The sequence below is a fragment of the Aeromicrobium sp. EU05-FHT14F07 genome, assembly GCF_058790455.1.
In genome coordinates this window covers 32276-50659 of sequence record NZ_JBYTCR010000016.1, presented here as the reverse complement: position 1 = coordinate 50659, position 18384 = coordinate 32276, and the positions used below count along the sequence as shown (strand labels likewise).

At 71.8% G+C, this 18384-nt stretch carries 18 protein-coding genes; 9 read left to right on the top strand and 9 right to left on the bottom strand.

The genetic code is table 11. From position 1 onward, the window contains the following. The first annotated feature begins 35 nt into the window (after nt 1–35). The 3 genes from AC3WRM_RS14030 (at nt 36) to AC3WRM_RS14020 (ending at nt 6354) form a co-directional block, all read left to right on the top strand. Nucleotides 36–1373 (top strand): glutamine synthetase family protein, encoded by a 1338-nt coding sequence (locus AC3WRM_RS14030; RefSeq protein WP_492249045.1) that lies wholly within the window; start codon nt 36–38, stop codon nt 1371–1373. 869 nt (nt 1374–2242) lie between these two features. Further along, on the top strand, nt 2243–5173 hold the full coding sequence (locus AC3WRM_RS14025) for a bifunctional [glutamine synthetase] adenylyltransferase/[glutamine synthetase]-adenylyl-L-tyrosine phosphorylase (RefSeq protein WP_492249044.1): 2931 nt from the start codon (nt 2243–2245) through the stop codon (nt 5171–5173). 5 nt (nt 5174–5178) lie between these two features. Next, on the top strand, nt 5179–6354 hold the full coding sequence (locus AC3WRM_RS14020) for a DUF3152 domain-containing protein (protein ID WP_492249043.1): 1176 nt from the start codon (nt 5179–5181) through the stop codon (nt 6352–6354). 56 nt (nt 6355–6410) lie between these two features. Here AC3WRM_RS14020 and AC3WRM_RS14015 read toward each other — a convergent pair whose 3' ends face one another. The 7 genes from AC3WRM_RS14015 to AC3WRM_RS13985 form a co-directional block, all read right to left on the bottom strand. Next, nucleotides 6411–6689, bottom strand: a complete 279-nt coding sequence (locus tag AC3WRM_RS14015) for a WhiB family transcriptional regulator (protein ID WP_067858509.1) — start codon at nt 6687–6689, stop codon at nt 6411–6413. A 104-nt stretch (nt 6690–6793) separates the two neighbouring features. Continuing rightward, nucleotides 6794–8026, bottom strand: a complete 1233-nt coding sequence (locus AC3WRM_RS14010) for a class I SAM-dependent methyltransferase (RefSeq protein WP_492249042.1) — start codon at nt 8024–8026, stop codon at nt 6794–6796. Beyond that, nucleotides 8023–8841: a DUF1365 domain-containing protein gene (locus AC3WRM_RS14005; RefSeq protein WP_492249041.1), complete on the bottom strand. Its 819-nt coding sequence runs from the start codon at nt 8839–8841 to the stop codon at nt 8023–8025. The genes AC3WRM_RS14010 and AC3WRM_RS14005 overlap by 4 nt, the downstream gene beginning before the upstream one ends. Continuing rightward, on the bottom strand, nt 8838–10133 hold the full coding sequence (locus AC3WRM_RS14000; RefSeq protein ID WP_492249040.1) for an NAD(P)/FAD-dependent oxidoreductase: 1296 nt from the start codon (nt 10131–10133) through the stop codon (nt 8838–8840). Before AC3WRM_RS14000 ends, AC3WRM_RS14005 begins: the two co-directional genes overlap by 4 nt. 15 nt (nt 10134–10148) lie before the next feature. Beyond that, nucleotides 10149–10382 (bottom strand): hypothetical protein, encoded by a 234-nt coding sequence (locus AC3WRM_RS13995; RefSeq protein ID WP_253023168.1) that lies wholly within the window; start codon nt 10380–10382, stop codon nt 10149–10151. A 127-nt stretch (nt 10383–10509) separates the two neighbouring features. After that, nucleotides 10510–11790 carry a fatty acid desaturase family protein gene (locus AC3WRM_RS13990; RefSeq protein WP_492249039.1) on the bottom strand — a complete coding sequence of 427 codons (1281 nt, stop codon included), beginning with the start codon at nt 11788–11790 and terminating at the stop codon, nt 10510–10512. A gap of 14 nt (nt 11791–11804) precedes the next feature. Continuing rightward, nucleotides 11805–12896, bottom strand: a complete 1092-nt coding sequence (locus AC3WRM_RS13985) for a ferredoxin reductase (protein ID WP_492249038.1) — start codon at nt 12894–12896, stop codon at nt 11805–11807. Between the two features lie 160 nt (nt 12897–13056). Between AC3WRM_RS13985 and AC3WRM_RS13980 the strand changes: the two genes are divergently transcribed. Both AC3WRM_RS13980 and AC3WRM_RS13975 read left to right on the top strand, forming a co-directional pair. Next, complete coding sequence (locus AC3WRM_RS13980; RefSeq protein WP_492249037.1) at nt 13057–13716, top strand: TetR family transcriptional regulator; 660 nt, start codon at nt 13057–13059, stop codon at nt 13714–13716. 769 nt (nt 13717–14485) lie between these two features. Then, the gene (locus AC3WRM_RS13975; protein WP_492249036.1) at nt 14486–15058 is read left to right on the top strand and encodes a hypothetical protein; all 573 of its coding nucleotides are present in this window, start codon (nt 14486–14488) and stop codon (nt 15056–15058) included. 3 nt (nt 15059–15061) lie between these two features. Here AC3WRM_RS13975 and AC3WRM_RS13970 read toward each other — a convergent pair whose 3' ends face one another. Continuing rightward, nucleotides 15062–15475, bottom strand: a complete 414-nt coding sequence (locus tag AC3WRM_RS13970; protein WP_492249035.1) for an SRPBCC family protein — start codon at nt 15473–15475, stop codon at nt 15062–15064. Between the two features lie 209 nt (nt 15476–15684). Between AC3WRM_RS13970 and AC3WRM_RS13965 the strand changes: the two genes are divergently transcribed. The 3 genes from AC3WRM_RS13965 to AC3WRM_RS13955 all read left to right on the top strand — a co-directional run bounded on the left by AC3WRM_RS13965 (nt 15685) and on the right by AC3WRM_RS13955 (nt 17010). Next, nucleotides 15685–16221, top strand: coding sequence for a hypothetical protein (locus AC3WRM_RS13965; protein ID WP_492249034.1), 537 nt, complete (start codon nt 15685–15687; stop codon nt 16219–16221). Between the two features lie 72 nt (nt 16222–16293). Continuing rightward, nucleotides 16294–16512 carry a hypothetical protein gene (locus tag AC3WRM_RS13960; RefSeq protein WP_492249033.1) on the top strand — a complete coding sequence of 73 codons (219 nt, stop codon included), beginning with the start codon at nt 16294–16296 and terminating at the stop codon, nt 16510–16512. Between the two features lie 15 nt (nt 16513–16527). Then, entirely contained in the window at nt 16528–17010 is a 483-nt protein-coding gene (locus tag AC3WRM_RS13955) for a GAF domain-containing protein (RefSeq protein WP_492249032.1), read from the top strand. A gap of 1 nt (nt 17011) precedes the next feature. Here the strand turns inward: AC3WRM_RS13955 and AC3WRM_RS13950 are convergent, their stop codons facing one another. Then, complete coding sequence (locus AC3WRM_RS13950; protein ID WP_492249031.1) at nt 17012–18046, bottom strand: zinc-binding dehydrogenase; 1035 nt, start codon at nt 18044–18046, stop codon at nt 17012–17014. Nucleotides 18047–18167: 121 nt separating this feature from the next. Between AC3WRM_RS13950 and AC3WRM_RS13945 the strand changes: the two genes are divergently transcribed. Then, nucleotides 18168–18314, top strand: a complete 147-nt coding sequence (locus AC3WRM_RS13945; RefSeq protein WP_169795972.1) for a GPGG-motif small membrane protein — start codon at nt 18168–18170, stop codon at nt 18312–18314. The last annotated feature ends 70 nt before the right edge of the window (nt 18315–18384 follow it).

Here is an 18384-nt window from a genome sequence, read left to right as displayed (position 1 = left end):
CATCGCCGTAACACGACCCGTGCGAGACTCAGGCCATGGGTAAGCAGGAAGACTTCGTCCTCCGGGCGCTCGAGGAGCGTGACGTCCGGTTCGTGCGGCTGTGGTTCACCGACGTGCTCGGCTCGTTGAAGTCGGTCGCCATCGCGCCGGCCGAGCTGGAGGGGGCCTTCAGCGAGGGCATCGGCTTCGACGGCTCGGCGATCCAGGGGTTCGCCCGCGTGCACGAGGCCGACATGCTGCTCAAGCCCGACCCGTCGACCTTCCAGATCCTGCCCTGGCGCGGCGAGGCGCCCGCGACGGCCCGCATGTTCTGCGACATCGCGATGCCCGACGGGTCGCCGTCGTTCGCCGACCCGCGGCACGTGCTGAAGCGGACGCTGGGCAAGGCCGCCGAGGCCGGCTTCACCTTCTACACGCACCCGGAGATCGAGTTCTACGTCTTCCGCGGCAAGCCCGACGTGGGCGGCCGGCCGGTGCCGGTCGACGACTCCGGCTACTTCGACCACACGGCGCAGGGCGGCGGCCAGGACTTCCGTCGCGAGGTCATCACCATGCTCGAGAACATGGGCATCAGCGTCGAGTTCAGCCACCACGAGGGCGGACCGGGGCAGCAGGAGATCGACCTGCGCTACGCCGACGCCCTCTCCACGGCCGACAACGTGATGACGTTCCGCACCGTCGTCCGAGAGGTCGCGCTCAGCCAGGGCAAGTGGGCGTCGTTCATGCCCAAGCCGTTCACCGAGCACCCCGGGTCCGCGATGCACACGCACCTGTCGCTGTTCGAGGGCGACGAGAACGCCTTCTACGAGGCGGGCGCCGAGTACCAGCTCAGCGCCACCGGGCGCTCGTTCATCGCGGGCGTCCTGGAGCACACGGCGGAGATCACCGCCGTGACGAACCAGTGGGTCAACTCCTACAAGCGGCTCGCGAGCGGCTACGAGGCTCCCAACTACCTGAGCTGGGGCCACAACAACCGCTCCGCCCTCGTGCGGGTGCCGATGTACAAGCCGCACAAGAGCGGCTCGGCGCGCGTCGAGCACCGCGGCATCGACGCCGGCTGCAACCCCTACCTCACCTACGCGCTCGTCCTCGCCGCCGGCCTGAAGGGCATCGAGAACGGCTCGACCCTCCCGCCCGAGACGGAGGACAACGTCTGGTCGCTCACCGACCGCGAGCGCAAGACGATGGGCCTGACCCCCATGCCGCGCAACCTCGACGAGGCCATCCGCGAGATGGAGAGCAGCGAGCTCGTCGCCGAGACGCTGGGCGAGCACGTCTTCGACTTCTTCCTGCGCAACAAGCGCCAGGAGTGGGACGCCTACCGCTCCCAGGTCACCCAGTTCGAGATCGACCGGCTCCTGCCTGTTCTCTGAGCTCTCTCGGCGGGGCCGGCGGGTCGCGTTCGGCGGCTTCTCGTCGTGGCCTGCGGGTGCGCTGCCTGCGGGGGCTTGTCGTGCTGGTGCGCTGCCGCAGTTGGGCTGTGCTTGCTGGTGCGCTGCCGTAGGGGATCTGTCCTTGCTGGTGCGCAGCCTGCGGTGGTCTCGACCCACCACTGCGCTGCCTCGGCTTTCGCTGGGGGTGGTCTCAGAAAGGGGCCTCGACCGGGCGGCTGGGCCCGGAGTGGGCTGGGTCCTCGGGCTGTGGCCCGCGTGGGACGCAAGAATCTGCGTTCGTGCGCTGGGATTCGAAGGATGCTGCGTTTGCTACGGGATCCCGTCGTGAACGCAGAAGCGTTCGACGTGACTCGCGTGAATGCAGAATCTTGGGCGCCCTTTGGGTTGGGGTGACGAAGGATTCTTCCTTTTCGTGGAACGGTCCACGAGAAGGAAGAATCCTTCACACGTCTGGCCCCGCAGCGGTGGATCCGCCACCTGAACAGCGCTCAGAAGGTGGCAGATCCACCGCCGGCACGCGCGAACGCAGAATCTTGCGTCCCACGCGGGCCACAGCCCGAGAACCCAGACCACCTCGCGCCCAGCCGCCCGGTCGAGGCCCTTTCGGAGACCACACCCACGAGAAGCCGCACCCACGCAGCCCCACCCGACCACGAAGCCACACCGACGCAGCCCCACCCGAACGAGAAGCCACACCGACGCAGCCCCACCCGAACGAGAAGCCACGCCAGCGCACGCCCACACGAACGAGAAGCCACACCGGCGCACCCCCACCCGAGAAACGAGCCGACGCGACGTCACCAACCGGCACCGACGTCGCCTCGCCGCACCCCCGGTAGCCTGCGAGCGTGCCCCCCGAGTCTCCCGAGCTGGCCCTGGCGCGTCGTGGGTTCCGCGACGGGGCGGCGGCTGCGGCCCACCTCGCCCGGCTCGAGGGTGTCGACGACGCGTTGGTGGAGCAGGTGGCGTCGGTCGCGAGCCCCGACACGGCGCTCGCGTCGCTGGTGGCGATCGCGGAGTCGTGGGGTGTCGAGCGGCTGCTCGCGACCCTGCGGGGCGACGCGGAGCTGCGCCAGCGGCTGCTCATCGTGCTCGGCACCAGCGAGGCGCTCGGCGACTTCCTCGCCCGGCACCCGCAGCACGTCGAGGACCTCGCCGCCGACCGGCTGTCGCCCGTCCCGCTCGGCCTCGACGTCATGCGTCAGCAGCTCGGCGACGCCGCCGACGCCGACGCCTTGCGCGTCGCGTACCGCCGCAAGCTGCTGCACGTCGCCGCCCGCGACCTGACGGCGCTGACGACCTTCGAGGAGTCGTCGGCGGAGCTTGCCGACCTCGCCATGGCGACGCTCGGTGCCGCGCTCGACCTCGCGCGGTGCGAGGAGCCCGACGCCGACTGCGTGCGACTGGCCGTGATGGCGATGGGCAAGACCGGCGGTCGCGAGCTGAACTACGTCAGCGACGTCGACGTGATCTTCGTGCACGAGCCCGCCGACGGCGCCGACGAGCAGGCGGCCGGACGCATCGCGGCGCGGCTCGCGTCGGCCATGATGCGGCTGTGCTCCGACCACACCCGTGAGGGCACCATCTGGGAGGTCGACGCGAACCTGCGGCCCGAGGGCACCCAGGGCCCGCTCAGCCGGACGCTGCGCAGCCACGTCGCCTACTACGACCGGTGGGCGTCGACGTGGGAGTTCCAGGCGCTGCTGAAGGCGCGGTTCGCCGCGGGCGACGCGGAGCTCGGCCAGGCCTACCTCGACGCGCTGACGCCGAAGGTCTGGGAGGCCAGCACCCGTGAGAACTTCGTGCGCGACGTGCGTGCGATGCGCACGCGCGTCATCGAGAACATCCCGTCCCAGCAGCGCGAACGGCAGCTGAAGCTCGGGTCGGGCGGGCTGCGCGACGTCGAGTTCTCGGTGCAGCTGCTGCAGCTCGTGCACGGTCGCGGCGACGCGTCGCTGCGCAGCCCGACCACGCTGGAGGCGCTGCGCGAGCTCACCGAGGGCGGGTACGTCGGACGGCGTGACGGTGCCGCTCTGGAGGACGCCTACGAGTTCCTGCGCACCCTCGAGCACCGGATCCAGCTGTACCGTCTGCGGCGCAACCACGTGGTCCCCGACGACGAGGAGGACCTGCGACGCCTTGGCCGCTCGATGGGCTACCGGGCGAAGCCGGCCGAGGGTCTCGTCAAGGACTGGCAGGCGCACAAGCGGCTCGTGCGACGCCTGCACGAGAAGCTCTTCTACCAACCGCTCCTGGAGGCGGTCACCTCCCTGCCCGACGAGGGCCTGCGGCTCACGCCGGAGGCGGCGCAGGCCCGGCTCATGGCGCTCGGCTTCAAGGACCCGAAGGGCGCCCTCGCGCACATCCAGGCGCTCACGGCGGGCGTGTCCCGGCGGGCGGCGATCCAGCGCTCCCTGCTGCCGGCGATGCTGCAGTGGTTCGCCGAGTCGCCCGCGCCCGACGCCGGTCTGCTCGCGTTCCGGCGGATCAGCGAGTCGCTGGGGGAGTCGCACTGGTACCTGCGCAAGCTCCGCGACGAGGGCGAGGGGGCCGAGCAGCTCGCGGCAGTCGTCGGCTCGAGCCGCTACGTGTCCGACCTGGTCCAGCGTGCGCCCGACGCCGTCGCGCTGCTCGGTGACGACGCCGAGCTGGTGCCGCGCGACGCGGAGCGCCTGCGCGGGGAGATGCAGCTCGCAGCACGCCGCCACACCCGCCCCGACCAGGCGATCAAGGCGGTACGACGGGTCCGCCGGCGTGAGCTCTCGCGCATCGGCATCGCCGACGTCCTCGGCCGGCTCGACATCGACGAGGTCGGCACCGCGCTGTCCGACCTCACCGAGGCGACGCTCGGCGCCGCGCTCACCGCCTCGATCGGGGCCGTCGCCCGCCAGCGTGAGGAGGCCGGCAAGGAGCCGTTCCCGACCCGCATGGCCGTCGTCCTGATGGGCCGCCTCGGGGGGCGCGAGTCCGGGTACGGGTCCGACGCCGACGTCATGTTCGTGCACGAGCCGCTGCCCGGCGCCGACGACGGGGAGGCGTCGGCAGCCGCCACGGCCGTCGCCACGTCGCTGCGCACGACCCTCGGAGCTCCGGGCGACGACCCGGCCCTCGAGGTCGACGCCGAGCTGCGACCCGACGGCCGCAACGGGCCGCTCGTCCGCTCGTTCGCGGCCTACGCGTCCTACTACGAGAAGTACTCGGCGGTGTGGGAGGCCCAGGCCCTGCTGCGCGCCCGCGCCAGCGTCGGCGACCCGGACCTGTGCGCCCGGTTCGAGACGCTGGTCGACCCGCTGCGCTGGCCGGACGACGGCCTCTCGGACGCCCAGGTCCGCGAGATCCGGCGCATCAAGGCGCGCGTCGAGGCCGAGCGCCTGCCGCGGGGCGCCAACCCGAAGACGCACCTCAAGCTCGGCCGCGGCGGCATCGCCGACGTCGAGTGGACCGTGCAGCTCCTGCAGCTGCAGCACGCCCACGCCGTGCCCGGCCTGCGCACGACGTCGACCTGCGGCGCCCTCGCGGCGGCGGCCGATGCCGGCCTGGTCTCCGCGGACGACGCCGAGGTCCTGCAGCACGCGTGGCGGCTCGTGAGCCGGATCCGCAACGCCGTCGTGCTCATGCGCGGCAAGCCGGCGGAGTCGCTGGTGGAGCAGACCGAGGAAAGAGCGGGTGTCGCGCACCTGCTGGGGTACGGTCAGCAGCACAGCGAACGCATGGTCGACGACTACCTGCGCGCCACCCGGCACGCGAGGCAGGTCGTCGAACGCATCTTCTGGGAGTGAGCGCGATGACGTCGACCGGTTCGATCCTCCGCCACGGTCGACGTGCCTCGTCCCTCGTCACGAGCACGGTGCTGGCCGTCGGGCTGCTCGTCGCGGCCGGCCCTGCCTCGGCCGACGAGCCGAGCCCGACCGAGCCCACACCGACCGAGCCGACGCCGGCCACCGCGGTGCAGGTCGTCGAGCCGACCGCCGTCACCGGCACCGCGCGCTACGGCTCCACGCTGACCTCGACGACCGGCCGCTACGAGCCCGGGACCGCGCAGGTCACGCGCCAGTGGCTGCGCGACGGTGCGCCGATCCGCGGCGCGACAGGTGCCACGTACCGGCTCGTCGGGGCCGACGTGGGACGACGCGTCGCGGTCCGTGTGGTCGCCAGCGCCGACGGGCTCGAGCCGGCCACCACGACCACCGGTCCGACGGCCGCCGTCGCCACCGCACCACTCGTCGTACGGACGGCGCCGCGGATCTCCGGGACCCGACGCTACGGCCAGGTGCTCCAGGCCTCGGCCGGGCGCTGGAGCAGCAGCGGTCTCACCAAGCGCTACCAGTGGTACCGCGACCGCACCGTGATCCGGGGCGCCACGCAGCGTCGGTACGCCATCGCGCCGGCCGACGTCGGCCACCGGCTCCGCGTGCGGGTGACCGTCTCGAAGGCCTACCACCGCACCGCCTCGGCGACCGCCGTCACCGCGCCCGTGCGGCACCGTCGCGACGCGCGACGCACCCTCACCTACTCCGTCCGCTCCGACGGTGCGCGGGGCAGCCTCGCCACGTTCCGTCGCCAGGCGGCGGAGACGCTGGCCGACGCCCGCGGATGGCCCGGGGCCGGCGTCCGGTTCCGCGAGGTGCGCTCGGGCGGCGACTTCACGCTCGTGCTCGCGCGGGCCTCGCGCCTCACGTCCTACTCGACGCAGTGCAGCGTGCTCTACAGCTGCCGGGTGGGTCGGTACGTGATCATCAACGAGGACCGGTGGGTCCACACCACCCGGGTGTGGCGCTCGGCCCGGGCCTCGGTGCGCGACTACCGCCACATGGTCGTCAACCACGAGGTCGGCCACTTCCTCGGGCGCGGCCACGTGGGCTGCCCCGGCCAGGGCCAGGCGGCGCCGATCATGCAGCAGCAGTCCAAGGGCCTCCACGGGTGCCGGGCCAACCCCTGGCCTCGACGCGACGAGCTCTGAGCCCGTCGCCCCACTCAACCGGCCCCGTTCAACCGGGCCCGTTCAACCGGCCCCGCTCAACCGGCATCGCGCAGCAGGTGCTCGCGCTCGGTCTGGTTCAGGCCACCCCACACGCCGAACGGCTCACGCACCGTGAGCGCGTGGTCGAGGCACTCGGCCACCACCGGGCAGCGGGCGCACAACGCCTTCGCCACCGCCTCGCGGCTGCGTCGTCGCGGACCACGTTCTGTCTCCGGGGAGAAGAACGTCTCCGGGTCCACACCGCGACACGCGCCGCGGTGCTGCCACTCGTAGGACTCCTGGATCGGGTCCGGGAGTCGGCTGGTGCTCGCCATGGCCCCTCCTGTTCGACGTGACGGACGATCCCGTCACCAGGAGTTCGTCGCCACGCCGCCCGTGGATGGGTCGCCTGCGTCACACGGGCCCCACGGGGCACGGGTCAGGCGGGTCGCTCCATGCGCAGCTGGAACACGTCGATGTAGCCGACGCCGAAGCCGGCCTCGCAGTAGGCGAGGTAGAACTCCCAGAGCCGCCGGAAGGTCTCGTCGAAGCCGAAGGTCGCGATCTCGTCCCAGTTCGACAGGAAGCGCTCGCGCCACAGGCGCAGGGTGAGCGCGTAGTCCTGTCCGAGGCTGCGGCGGTCGGTCACGGCGAGCCCGCGGGTGTGCGCGGCGAGGGTCTCGTCGATCGCCTCGAGCGACGGGATCAGACCGCCGGGGAAGATGTACTTCTGGATCCACCCGTAGGAGTTGCGCGTCGTGAGGTAGCGGTGGTGCGCCATCGTGATGGCCTGGATCGACACCCGGCCGCCAGGAGCCAGGACCTCGTCGATCTTGGCGAAGTACGTCGGCCAGTACTCCTCGCCGACGGCCTCGATCATCTCGCAGCTCACGACGGCGTCGAACTCGCCGGTGACGTCGCGGTAGTCCTGCAGGCGCAGCTCGACGCGGTCGGCGACGCCTGCGGCCTCGAACCGCTCCTGGGCCAGGGCGGCCTGCTCGGCGGAGATGGTGATCGTGACGACCTGGGCGCCGCGCTGCGCGGCGCGGATCGCGAGCGAGCCCCACCCGCTGCCGATCTCGAGCACCCGCGTGCCCTCGGTGACGCCTGCCTGGTCCAGGATGCCGTCGAGCTTGCGGTGCTGCGCCTGCTCGAGCGTCTCCTCCGGCGAGGCGAACCAGGCCGACGAGTACGTCATCGTCGGGTCGAGGAAGCGCTCGAAGAGGTCGTTGGACAGGTCGTAGTGCCGCTCGATGTTCGAGCGCGACCCTTCCTTGGTGTTCCGCTCGTGCTGGGGGAGCTGGCGGTCGACGAGGCCACGCAGCTTCTGCAGCGAGGGGGGCACGATGGTCGTCAGCCGCTCCGCGAAGGGCGTGAGCAGGTCGGCCAGGTCGGTGCCCGGTCCGGCGGTCCAGTCGCCGGCCATGTAGGCCTCGCCGAAACCGATCTTGGTGTCGTGCCCGAGCCGGCTGAAGAACGCGGCCGGACGCCGCACCTCCATCTCGGGGGTGCCGGGCCCGCCAGCCCCCCACACGGTGCCGTCGGGGAACGTCAGGCGCACGGGCGTGCGCGAGACGGCCGGCCGCAGGATCGCCTTGGCGACGCGTGCCTTGAACGGGGTGCGCGGGGTCTGCGCGATGCCGGGCCAGCGGGTGGCGAGTACGTCGGTCATCGGGTCGTGCCTTCCTGGGGTTCGTGGTGCGGTCGCGGGACGACCGGGAGTCGGCGCAGCCAGAGCCACACACCATGGATTCGGATCAGCAGGCTGGTCCGATGGGTCATGAGGGGCATCGTCACGAGGAGCCGCACGAGTCGACGGCGTGTGGCGGGCAGCGGCCGGCCGCGGAACGTCGCCGTGAACACGGCCTCGTCGGTACGGGAGGCGGGGGAGCCCTCGTCCGAGGGCGACTGGCGCAGCACCACCGTGCTGGCGACCGCGTCGGGCTGCAGCCGGAACTGCAGGTCGTAGCGGCCGGCCACGGTGAAGAACGGCGAGACGTAGAACGCCTTGTCGGTGGAGGTGCGGCCCTGGTCGTCGGGCTGCAGCAGGTAGGCGTGCCGCTCGCCGTAGGTGTTGTGCACCTCCGCGACGATCGCCTCGGTGCGCTCGCCGTCGAGGATCCAGAACACCGAGAGCGGGTCGAACACGTGGCCCAGGGTGCGGGCGTTGGCGAGCATGACGATCCGGCGGCCGGTGACGTCGAGTCCCTGCGCCCGGCAGAACGTCTCGACGTTCTCGCGCAGCGAGCGGTCGGGGTCACCGATGTGGTCGGCGGCGCGGAACGTCGAGAACGGACGGAGCCAGCGAGGCATCCGCGGGAGGTCGTCGACGTCGACGAGCCACTGGTAGACGCGGTAGCGGAAGCGGTGTCGCAGCGGCACGCGTCGGGTGTGGGCGACGGACCCGACCACGAGCGCGGGCAGGACCGGCAGCCGACGCTGCCCCTCCTCGCCGGCGACGCTGCGCTCGACGTCGGCGGCGGTCACCAGGTCGCTCCGAGGGAGCGGGCGGCCTCGACGCCGGAACGGCAGCCGTCCTCGTGGAACCCCCAGCCGTGGTAGGCGCCGGCGAACGCGGTGCGGCCGTCCGACAGGGCGGGCAGCTCACGCTGGGCCGCCACGGACGCGGGCGTGTACACCGGGTGCGTGTACTGCATCGTGGCGAGCACCGTGGTCGGGTCGACACGGTCGCTCGAGTTCAGGCTCACGAGGTACGGCCGGCTGCTCTCGATGCCCTGCAGGAGGTTCATCCAGTAGGTGACGTCGGTGGCCTCGCCGCGACCGCGGCAGGAGTCCATGCGGTAGTTCCACGACGCGCGGGCGCCCTCGGCGTCGGGCAGCACGCTCGCGTCCTGGTGCAGGACGGTCTCGTTGCGCGAGTACTCGAACGCGCCCAGCACGCGACGCTCGTCGTCGGTGGCGTCGGTCAGCAGCGCGAGGGCGTCGTCGGCGTGCGTCGCGATCACGACCGAGTCGACGACGTGCTCCTGCCCGGCTGCGTCGAGCACGACCACGCCGTCGGGCTTGCGCGAGACGGCGCGGACCCCGGTGGAGACGCGGACGTCGCCGATCGCGTCGACCACCTTGCGCGTGTAGGCGTTCGAGCCGCCCTGCACGGTGAACCACTGCGGCGAGCCGCTGACGGACAGGAAGCCGTGGTGGCGTAGGAACGCGAACAGGTAGCGCGCCGGGTACTGCAGCGCGGTGTCCTGGCCGGAGGACCAGACGCACGCCACCACGGGGATCGCGTAGTGGGCGACGAAGTGGTCGGAGAAGCCGTGCAGACGCAGGAAGTCGCCGTACGTCTGCGGCTCGGCGTCGTCGGGCTCGCTCTCGAGCAGGGCCAGCGCGGCGCGCTGGAAGCGCTTCACCGACGTGAGGAGCCGCAGGTAGGTCGGGTCGACGATCCGGCGACGCTGCGCGAACAGCCCGGGGAGCTTGCGCCCGCCGGCGTACTCGAGGCCGCACCCGTCGCAGTGGATGCTCATCGACATCTCGGTGGGGTGCACGGCGACGTCAAGCTCGGCGAACAGCCGACGCAGCAGCGGGTAGGTCCGGTCGTTGTGCACGATGAAGCCGCTGTCGACGTGGTGCGTCGTCCCGTCAGCCTCGACGTCGTGCGTGTGGGCGTGGCCGCCGATGCGGTCGTCGGACTCGAAGAGCGTGACGTCGTGGGTGGTGCGCAGCACGTAGGCGGCGGTCAGGCCGGAGACGCCGGACCCGATGACGGCGGCCCGGGGGCGGGTGCTGCCGGTCGCGGACGTCGAAGAGGTGGTCATGTGAGGGATTCGCCCTCACCGGTCCTGCGGATGGGTCGGTGTGACGCGGTCGGTCGGGTCGGGGTCCTCGCCGGCGCGCTTGCTGGCCTCGGTGATCTCGAACAGCTCCGTGCCGAACGCGCCCAGCTCCGTCGTGACCCGGCGGGCGGTGTCGAAGAGGATCGCGCTGATCCGACCGCCGGTCGTGATCGCAGCCTCCACGCCCTGCTGGACCGCGTCCTTGGCGATCTCTCGGCGGCTCAGCGCCATGGCCGTCTCCTCGGTGGTCGTGCGGTCGGTCGGCAGGCACCATTGTGGCGCACCACCCGTCGCCTGCACGCCGACGCCCCGGGGGTGGACCGGGGCGTCGGCGTGGTCGTGCTGGTGCAGGCTCGGGTCAGGCGGCGACGTTCTCGCGCTCGGCCTGCGCGGCGGCCGCGGCCTCGCGCTTGGCGCGACGCAGGGCCTTGGACTCCGGGCTCTTGCCCTGCTTGTAGGGGTCGTCGGGCTTGCGCGAGTAGGCCGCCAGCTGACGGGCGACGCTCGCCAGCTGCTTGCTGAGCCGGCCGCTGTTGTACTGCAGGCCGTGGCGCTCGCAGATCGCGCGGATCTCCTGGGCGACCTCCGGGTAGCGGCGAGCCGGGATGTCCGGGAACAGGTGGTGCTCGATCTGGTGGCTCAGGTTGCCGCTGAGCACGTGGAACGTGCGGCTGCCGCTGATGTTCGCCGACCCGAGCAGCTGGCGCAGGTACCACTGGCCCCGCGACTCGTTCTCCGCGTCCTCCTCGGCGAAGGTCTGCACCTCGGCCGGGAAGTGCCCGCAGAAGATGATGAGGAACGTCCAGATGTTCCGGATCAGGTTGGCCACGAAGTTCGCGCCCATGACCGCCAGCGGGGCCCACCAGCCGACGAACGGCACGAGGGCGAGCGCGAGGGCCGGGTAGGCGACGTAGTCCTTCACGACCTGGCGGCGGGCCTTGCGGGCCGCGCGGCTCTTGCGGTCGCGGAACTCCTTCTTGCTCATCTTGCCGCCGAGGTACTCGTCGAGCTCGAGGCCGTGGTACATCACGCCCCACTCGAAGAACAGCATCAGCGCGAACGCGAGCGGCAGGTTGAACCGGTGGTTCGGGTACCAGGGTTGGTCGTCGTCGATCCGCAGCAGGCCGTAGCCGATGTCGCGGTCCTTGCCGTGGATGTTCGTGTACGTGTGGTGGATGTAGTTGTGGCCGTGCTTCCAGTCCTGCGCGGGGGCCACGTTGTCCCACTCGTAGCGCTTGCCGTCGACCAGCGGGTCGTTCATCCAGTCGTACTGGCCGTGCATGACGTTGTGGCCGATCTCCATGTTCTCGAGGATCTTGGAGAGACCGAGGAACACGATGCCGGCGACGAACGTCGGCCAGAAGAACGGCGTGAGGATGCCGATGCGTCCGAGCACCTCGCACACCTGCTGCACGCGGATGACGCGGCGGATGTAGTCGGCGTCGGCCTGGCCGAGCGAGTCGAGCGTCTTCTGGCGGATGCCGTCGAGCTCCTCGCCGAAGCGCTCGAGCTCCTCGTAGCTCATGTACTCGAGCCCGATGGTCGACTGCTTGGTGCGGTCGGCGCCGACGAGCGGTGCGGGCGCCTCGTTGTGGTCCGACGCGCTGTACGGCGCGATGGGGGTGCGCTTGCGAGACATGGAACTCCCTCTTCCTAGAGTGCGACGCTGACGTCGCCGACAGGGACCTGGACGCAGACCTTGATGGTCTCGTCGGTGTTGGCGCCGACCTCGCCGGTGACGACGTGGCGGACGGCGCCGCTGAGCTTCTTCACGGCACACGTGTTGCAGACGCCCATCCGGCAGCCGTACTCGGGCGCGAGGCCGGCGGCCTCGGCCTGCTCGAGGATGGTGGCGCCGGAGTTCTCGGCGGTCGTGCCCGAGGCGTCGAAGCTGAGGGTGCCCGTGGCGTCGGCGGCCGCGAGGTCGACGGAGGGCACCTTGAAGTACTCGGTGCGGAGCTGCTCGGCCGCGCCACGCTCGGCGTAGACGTCGCGGACCGCGGCGATGAGGCCGGCCGGGCCGCAGCACCAGGTGGGGGAGGACGTCGGGTTGACCCCGAGCCGGTCGAGGTGGTCGGCGGTGAAGCGGCCCTCGAGCGGGGCGCCCACCTCGGGCTCGCGCGTGTAGACGCGGTGGACGACGGCACCCGGCAGCTCGTCGGCGAGCCGGTCGAGCTCGGGCGTGAACATCTCGTCCTCGCGGGAGCGAGCGTAGTGCAGGAACGTGACGCGTCCGCGGTGGCCACGGTCGCGCAGCGTGCGCGCCATCGACATGACCGGCGTGATGCCGGAGCCGCCGCTGAACAGCACGAGGTCGTCGGGCACGTCGTCCGGGAGCACGAACTCGCCCTCGGCCTGGGAGAGGTAGACGATGGTGCGCGGCTGGAGCTCACGGTGCAGGAACTGGGAGACGTAGCCGTCGGGGTGGGCCTTGACCGAGACGCTGAAGGTGCCGTCGCGCAGGGCGCGGGAGCTGGACACCGAGAACACGCGCACCTTGCGGGTGCCGTCGACCTCGATGCCGAACTGGACGTGCTGGCCGGGGACGAAGCCCCTCCACGCGCCGTTGGGTCGCAGGACGACCGTGCTGGCGGCACCCGTCTCGCGGCGCACCTCGACGACGCGGGCGCGGACGGCCTCGACGGTGAGCATGGGATGCAGCTGGTCGAGGTAGTGGTCGACCGAGTGGGGCGAGGTCAGGGACGCGACGGCTCGCGACGACAGTGCGGTGCGGACCAGGCCCATCGCGTGTCTCCTTCGGTCGTCCAGTGCTTCAGTGCACGAGCGTACACTCAAAGTGTGGCGCGATGAAGCGGTGCAGGGCAAGACACGCCGGTCGTGACGTCCGGCACGCGAACACCTGTTCACCGAGTCGGGCGACGACGCGGGCCACTAGACTCCCCACGTGTCCGCACGCGTCTCCCCGTCCGCCGCACGGGCCGACACGTCGCGACAGGCCCAGAAGGAGCGCACCCGCGAGGCGATCCTCGCCGCGGCGCTCGAGCTCAGCCAGAGCCAGGGCTTCGCCCAGACCAGCCTGCGCCAGGTCGCCCGTCACGCCGGCGTCGTTCCCACCGCCTTCTACCGGCACTTCGCCTCGATGGACGAGCTGGGCCTCGCCCTCGTCGAGCAGTCGTTCGGCACGCTGCGCGCCATGATCCGCGACGCCCAGCGCGACCCCGAGACGTTCGCCGACATCATCGACGCCTCCGCCGAGATCCTCGTCCGCGTCGTCAAGCAGAACAAGGCCCACTTCGGCTTCGTCGCCCGCGAGCGCAACAGCGGCTCCGAGGCCGTCCGCCAGGCCATCCAACGCGAGCTCGAGCTCTTCATCTCCGAGCTCGCCGTCGTGCTCGCCCGCCTCCCGCACCTCGACACCTGGTCGGCGGAGGACGTGAAGCTCGCGTCGGGCCTCTTCGTCCGCAACATGGTCTACCGCGCGGAGCAGGTCGTGCAGATGCCCGACGGCCGCCCCGACCTCGAGGAGGAGATCAAGCGCAAGGCGCGCCGCGAGATGCGCCTCATCGTCCTCGGGTTCGAGAAGTGGGACAGCCACTCCGGGTGAGGGGCTGGTCGTGAGATTGCTGCGTGAGCGTGCTGGTGCGCCGCCCGCGCTTGTCGTGGCCCTGCTGATGCGCTGCCGCAGGGGGTCTGTGGTTGCTGGTGCGCTGCCTCGGCGCACGCTGGGGGTGGTCTCCGAAAGGGCCTCGACCGGCAGCGGGCCTGGGGGTGGCATCGGGTCTCGGGGTCCGGTCTGGGCTCGTGAGCGACGCACGATTCTTCCCTTGCGCGATCTCGGCGCAAGATTCTGCGTTCTCGCGTGCCGGCGGTGGATCTGCCACCTTCTGGGCGCTCTGCAGGTGGCGGATCCACCGCTGAGCGGCGGAGGGCGTGAAGGATTCTTCCTTCTCGTGGAACGGTCCACGAGAAGGAAGAATCTTTCGTCCCCCCAACGCAAAGGGCACCCAAGATTCTGCGTTCGTGCGTTCGAGACTGAAGGCTTCTGCGTTCACGACGGGATCCCGTAGCAAACGCAGCATCCTTGGAGTCCCAGCGCACGAACGCAGCATCTTGCGTCCCACAGCGCGGGCCACAGCCCGAGACCCGAAGCCGCCTCCCGCCCAGCCGCCCGGTCGAGGCCCTTTCGGAGACCACACCCAGTGCCAGCCGAGGCAGCGCACCAGCAACCACAGACCCCCTGCGGCAGCGCACCAGCAACCACAGACCGCCCTATGGGCAGCGCGCCACCAGAACCTCCCGCGATCAGCGTGTCCTCGACCCGCGACGAGTGCTAGCGTGGATGCACTACCACGCGAATCGACGGAGGGGTCCCGATGGACGAGCTCGGTGCGTTGCTGGACGAGGTCACGCGCGACCACGCGGTCGGCGTCACGGAGGACGGGGAGCGTCTCGTGGCGATGCGGGTAGCGGAGGAGTGGTCGGTGGGGGTGCGGCTGCACCGGGAGGGGAGTCACCGGCAGTGGGCGATGCGTGAGCTCGTCGTCCGTCGGGGTGCGGGGGACCGGTCGTTCCAGGGGGCCGAGGTGCGCGACCTCCCGCTCGGGGCGGTCGTCTCCGAGGCGCGACGGCTCGCGACCCGCAGCGTCGACCCCGGCAGCGAGCCGCGGACGACCGTCGGTCGGCTGCTCGAGGAGCGCTCGGGTCGGCTCGGCCGCGACGACCTCGCGCTGGCGGCCGTGGCACTGGAGTACACGCGGCTCGTCGAGCAGGGGGAGCGGGCGCCGGCCAAGCGCATGGCGGAACGGCACGGCGGCAGCCCCGGGACGTGGACCAACCGCGTGGCGGAGGCCCGACGGCGCGGCTACCTCACCGCCGTCGAGCGTGGGGAGGCCGGCGGCACGTTGACGTCGACGGCCCGCGGCCTGCTCGACCTCGACGTCAGCTGACGGTCAGGCCGACGCGGCGGCGACGTTCTCCGCCTGGCGCTGGTGGGCGGCCGTCGCGAGCCGGTCGAGGGCGAGCTTGAAGACGTCGTCGCCCAGCTGGTCCTCGAGCAGGTGCATGATGCCGGGGTCGGAGTCGAACTCCGCCGACCACTCGACGTGGCAGGTGGTGTCGGAGAACGCCTGCACCTGCACGCTCGCGCGGTCGTTGGTGATGGGGAACGGCGGCTCGGGCATCGTGTAGCTGAGGGTGCGGGTCTCGTCGTCCTGGCTCTGCACGCTGACGACGATGTCGGCGTCGGCCTCGGGCCCTCCGGAGTAGATGCTCAGGCGCGGATGCCACTGGGCGAAGTCCTGGAGGAGCTCCCACACGAGGTCGGCGGGGGCGGCGACGAAGGTCCTGCGGATGATGCGGCTCATACGTGCTTTCCGGTCGTCGGTCGGTAGGGGTGGACCCATCCAACAGGTTGCGCCAGGGTCCGGGCCCACCGGGGTGGGACGAGCCCGCTCCTCGAGCGTGCGGAGTGGCGCGGGACGGCCGGACGGTCGCGTCGCCGTCCCGCGGCCGTGAGGCGGCGGGCGGGCCGGGCGACTGCCCTATGCTCGTCGTGCCTCGAAGGAGGAAGCCGATGTCCGATGGTCCGCCGCCCACCGTGTCGCGGCTCCGCGTGGCGAGCATGGTGCTGTCGCTCGCCGCTCTCGTCTTCTTCGCGGCGGGGCTGCTCCTCTGGTCACGCCTGGACGTACTGCTCGTGTCGGCGCTGCTCGGTCTGGTGGCGCTCGCCCTCGCGCTCCGCGACCCAGGACCCGCAGCCGCCCGTCCCCGCCGTGTCGCCGCCGTCGTGCTCTCCGCGCTGGCGATGGTCGCCCCTGCCGCCACTGTCGCCGTGGTGCTCGTCGCGGATGCCGTCGGCACGTCCGCGTCCTACACCGTCACGGTCGTCTCGCCCGACCCCGTCGACGTGATCATCAGGAAGGACGCCGAGAAGGACCGCGGCAGGTGGGACTCGGGAGACTCCGTCAGGTTCACCTCGAGGGCGACGGTGGTCGGGGTCAACGCGCGATCGTCGACGCCCACCACCGTCATCTCCTGCGAGATCAGCCGCGACGGCAGGGTCGTGGCGTCTCAGGAGCGTGCCGGGTCGGTCGACTGCAGCGTCCGCTAGGGACGACGCGTCACGACGGAGGCGCCCCCTGATCGGGATGCGGATCGCCCGGTCTTGCGTAGCGTCACCGTCATGACTGATCTGACTCCCGAGAAGCTGGAAGCGATCCAGAACGTCGTCGACCGCGTCGGCGCCTACCAGGACGGTGCTCCCGAGGGGACCGTCGAGACCGAGCTGCGCAAGGGCCTCGACGAGGCCGACGTGAGCCTCGAGGACGAGCACGTGACCGCGTTGGCCGACGCGATCGAGTCGGCGGACGGCGACGTCGACGCGTCGTCGGTGCTCGGCTGACGGACCCGACGCACGATGGTCGTCGTCCTCCGCGCGCCGCTGCGCTCGCGTGACGACGCCGTCGACCACGCCGCAGCCGTCACGCACGCGCTGCGGCGTGGTCTCGTCGGGGTCGGTGGGCGGTTGCCTGAACCGCCGGACGATCTCGACGCCGCCGTCGCACAGGTGGCTCGACGTCACGGCGACCGCCTGGCCGCACGGCTGGGCCGTTTCGCGGCGGTCGAGCGGGGCGCGTTCGTCTGGACCCGCGACGTCGCCGGTGAGCTGTGGCTCGGCCGTGTGACAGGGGAGTGGCGCTTCGACGTGTCACCCGAGGCAGCGTCTCTGGACCTGCAGCACGTCCGCGACTGCCGCTGGCTGGACGACCCCGTGCCCTGGCCGGAGGTGCCGGCCGCCGTGCACGCCACGTTCGAGCGTGGTGGGCGGAACCTGCAGCGCGTCCACGACGTCGGGGCCGAGGCCGGCTCCCAGCTGCTGTGGGAACGGTACGGCGCCTGACTCAGCGCCAGGGGTCGATGATCGTCAGGCCCGCGACGGTGGCGGTGTCGAAGGTCGGCAGGAGGCGGGCCGCGGTGTCGAGGTCGACGGTGCGCTCGAGCAGCAGGTCCGGACGTAGGCGCCCGTCGGCGACCAGCGCCATCATCTCGGGGTAGTCGCGGGCGGCCATGCCGTGGCTCCCGAGCAGGTCGAGCTCCCAGGCGATTGCGCGTTCCATCGGCACCCGGGGGTGTCCCTCCACCCCGGGCAGCAGGCCCACCTGCACGAGACGGCCACGTCGGCGCAGGCTCAGCAGGGCCGTGGCACTCGTCGCCTCGCTTCCCACGGCGTCGACCGAGACGTGGGCGCCTCCGCCGGTGAGCTCGAAGACGGCGTTCTCGACGTCGTCGCCGGCGTGCAGCGTGTGGTCGGCACCGAGCCGACGTGCGACGTCGAGCGCCGCGGTGGTGCGGTCGACGGCGACCACCCGGGCACCGAGCGCGTGGGCGATCATCACCGCGCTGAGCCCGACACCACCGGCACCGACGACCACGACCCACTCGTCGGCGGCGACGCGCGCCCGCGCCACCAGAGCCCGGTAGGCGGTCGCGAACCGGCAGCCGAGCGCTGCCGCGGTGGCCAGCTCGACGTCGTCGGGGACGGCCACCAGGTTCGTGTCGGCCGCGTGGAGCGCGACGTGCTGCGCGAACGAGCCCCAGTGCGTGAACCCGGGCTGCTGCTGGTCGGGGCAGACCTGCGCGTCTCCGCCGCGGCACCACGAGCAGCGACCGCAGCCGCACACGAAGGGTGTGGTCACGCGGTCGCCCACGGCCCACCGGGTGACGCCAGCGCCGACCTCGGAGACCACGCCCGCCAGCTCGTGCCCGGGGACGTGCGGGAAGGCGAGGTCCTCGTGCCCGGCCCAGGCGTGCCAGTCGCTCCGGCACAGGCCGGTCGCGCGGACCTCCACGACGACGCCACCGGGCGGCGCCGAGGGGGCGGGGACGTCGCGGACCTGGGGGTCCGCGCGGACGGCGTCGAGGACGATGGCGCGCATCCGCTCATCCTCCCACCCGTCACCGGAGGAGCGGACCGCGCTCCAGGTGCGGGTCGGGCGGCGCGGTCCTACGGTGGCGGGACGTTCGGCCCACCCGGGGCCGGCGGGAGGGAGCACCATCATGTGGGACACCATCCTGTGGATCGCCGCGGTCGTCATCGGCATCTTCGGCGTGCTGCGCATCATCCGCGGCGACATCCTGTGGGGCGCGGTGCTGATCGTCGTCGCGCTGCTCGTCGGTCCTGGAGGCGTCAGCATCCTGAGCTGATCCGCGTCCCGGGGGGGGGGTGGGGGGGGGGAGGGGGGGGGGGGTGGGGGAGGGAGGAGTCGGGTGCAGG

Coding starts and splice junctions, on each gene's coding strand:
- AC3WRM_RS14030 (WP_492249045.1), top strand. CDS start 36: ATGGGTAAGCAGGAAGACTTCGTCCTCCGGGCGCTCGAGGAGCGTGAC.
- AC3WRM_RS14020 (WP_492249043.1), top strand. CDS start 5,179: ATGACGTCGACCGGTTCGATCCTCCGCCACGGTCGACGTGCCTCGTCC.
- AC3WRM_RS14015 (WP_067858509.1), bottom strand. CDS start 6,689: ATGGCGAGCACCAGCCGACTCCCGGACCCGATCCAGGAGTCCTACGAG.
- AC3WRM_RS14010 (WP_492249042.1), bottom strand. CDS start 8,026: ATGACCGACGTACTCGCCACCCGCTGGCCCGGCATCGCGCAGACCCCG.
- AC3WRM_RS14000 (WP_492249040.1), bottom strand. CDS start 10,133: ATGACCACCTCTTCGACGTCCGCGACCGGCAGCACCCGCCCCCGGGCC.
- AC3WRM_RS13995 (WP_253023168.1), bottom strand. CDS start 10,382: ATGGCGCTGAGCCGCCGAGAGATCGCCAAGGACGCGGTCCAGCAGGGC.
- AC3WRM_RS13990 (WP_492249039.1), bottom strand. CDS start 11,790: ATGTCTCGCAAGCGCACCCCCATCGCGCCGTACAGCGCGTCGGACCAC.
- AC3WRM_RS13985 (WP_492249038.1), bottom strand. CDS start 12,896: ATGGGCCTGGTCCGCACCGCACTGTCGTCGCGAGCCGTCGCGTCCCTG.
- AC3WRM_RS13975 (WP_492249036.1), top strand. CDS start 14,486: ATGGACGAGCTCGGTGCGTTGCTGGACGAGGTCACGCGCGACCACGCG.
- AC3WRM_RS13970 (WP_492249035.1), bottom strand. CDS start 15,475: ATGAGCCGCATCATCCGCAGGACCTTCGTCGCCGCCCCCGCCGACCTC.
- AC3WRM_RS13965 (WP_492249034.1), top strand. CDS start 15,685: ATGTCCGATGGTCCGCCGCCCACCGTGTCGCGGCTCCGCGTGGCGAGC.
- AC3WRM_RS13960 (WP_492249033.1), top strand. CDS start 16,294: ATGACTGATCTGACTCCCGAGAAGCTGGAAGCGATCCAGAACGTCGTC.
- AC3WRM_RS13955 (WP_492249032.1), top strand. CDS start 16,528: ATGGTCGTCGTCCTCCGCGCGCCGCTGCGCTCGCGTGACGACGCCGTC.
- AC3WRM_RS13950 (WP_492249031.1), bottom strand. CDS start 18,046: ATGCGCGCCATCGTCCTCGACGCCGTCCGCGCGGACCCCCAGGTCCGC.
- AC3WRM_RS13945 (WP_169795972.1), top strand. CDS start 18,168: ATGTGGGACACCATCCTGTGGATCGCCGCGGTCGTCATCGGCATCTTC.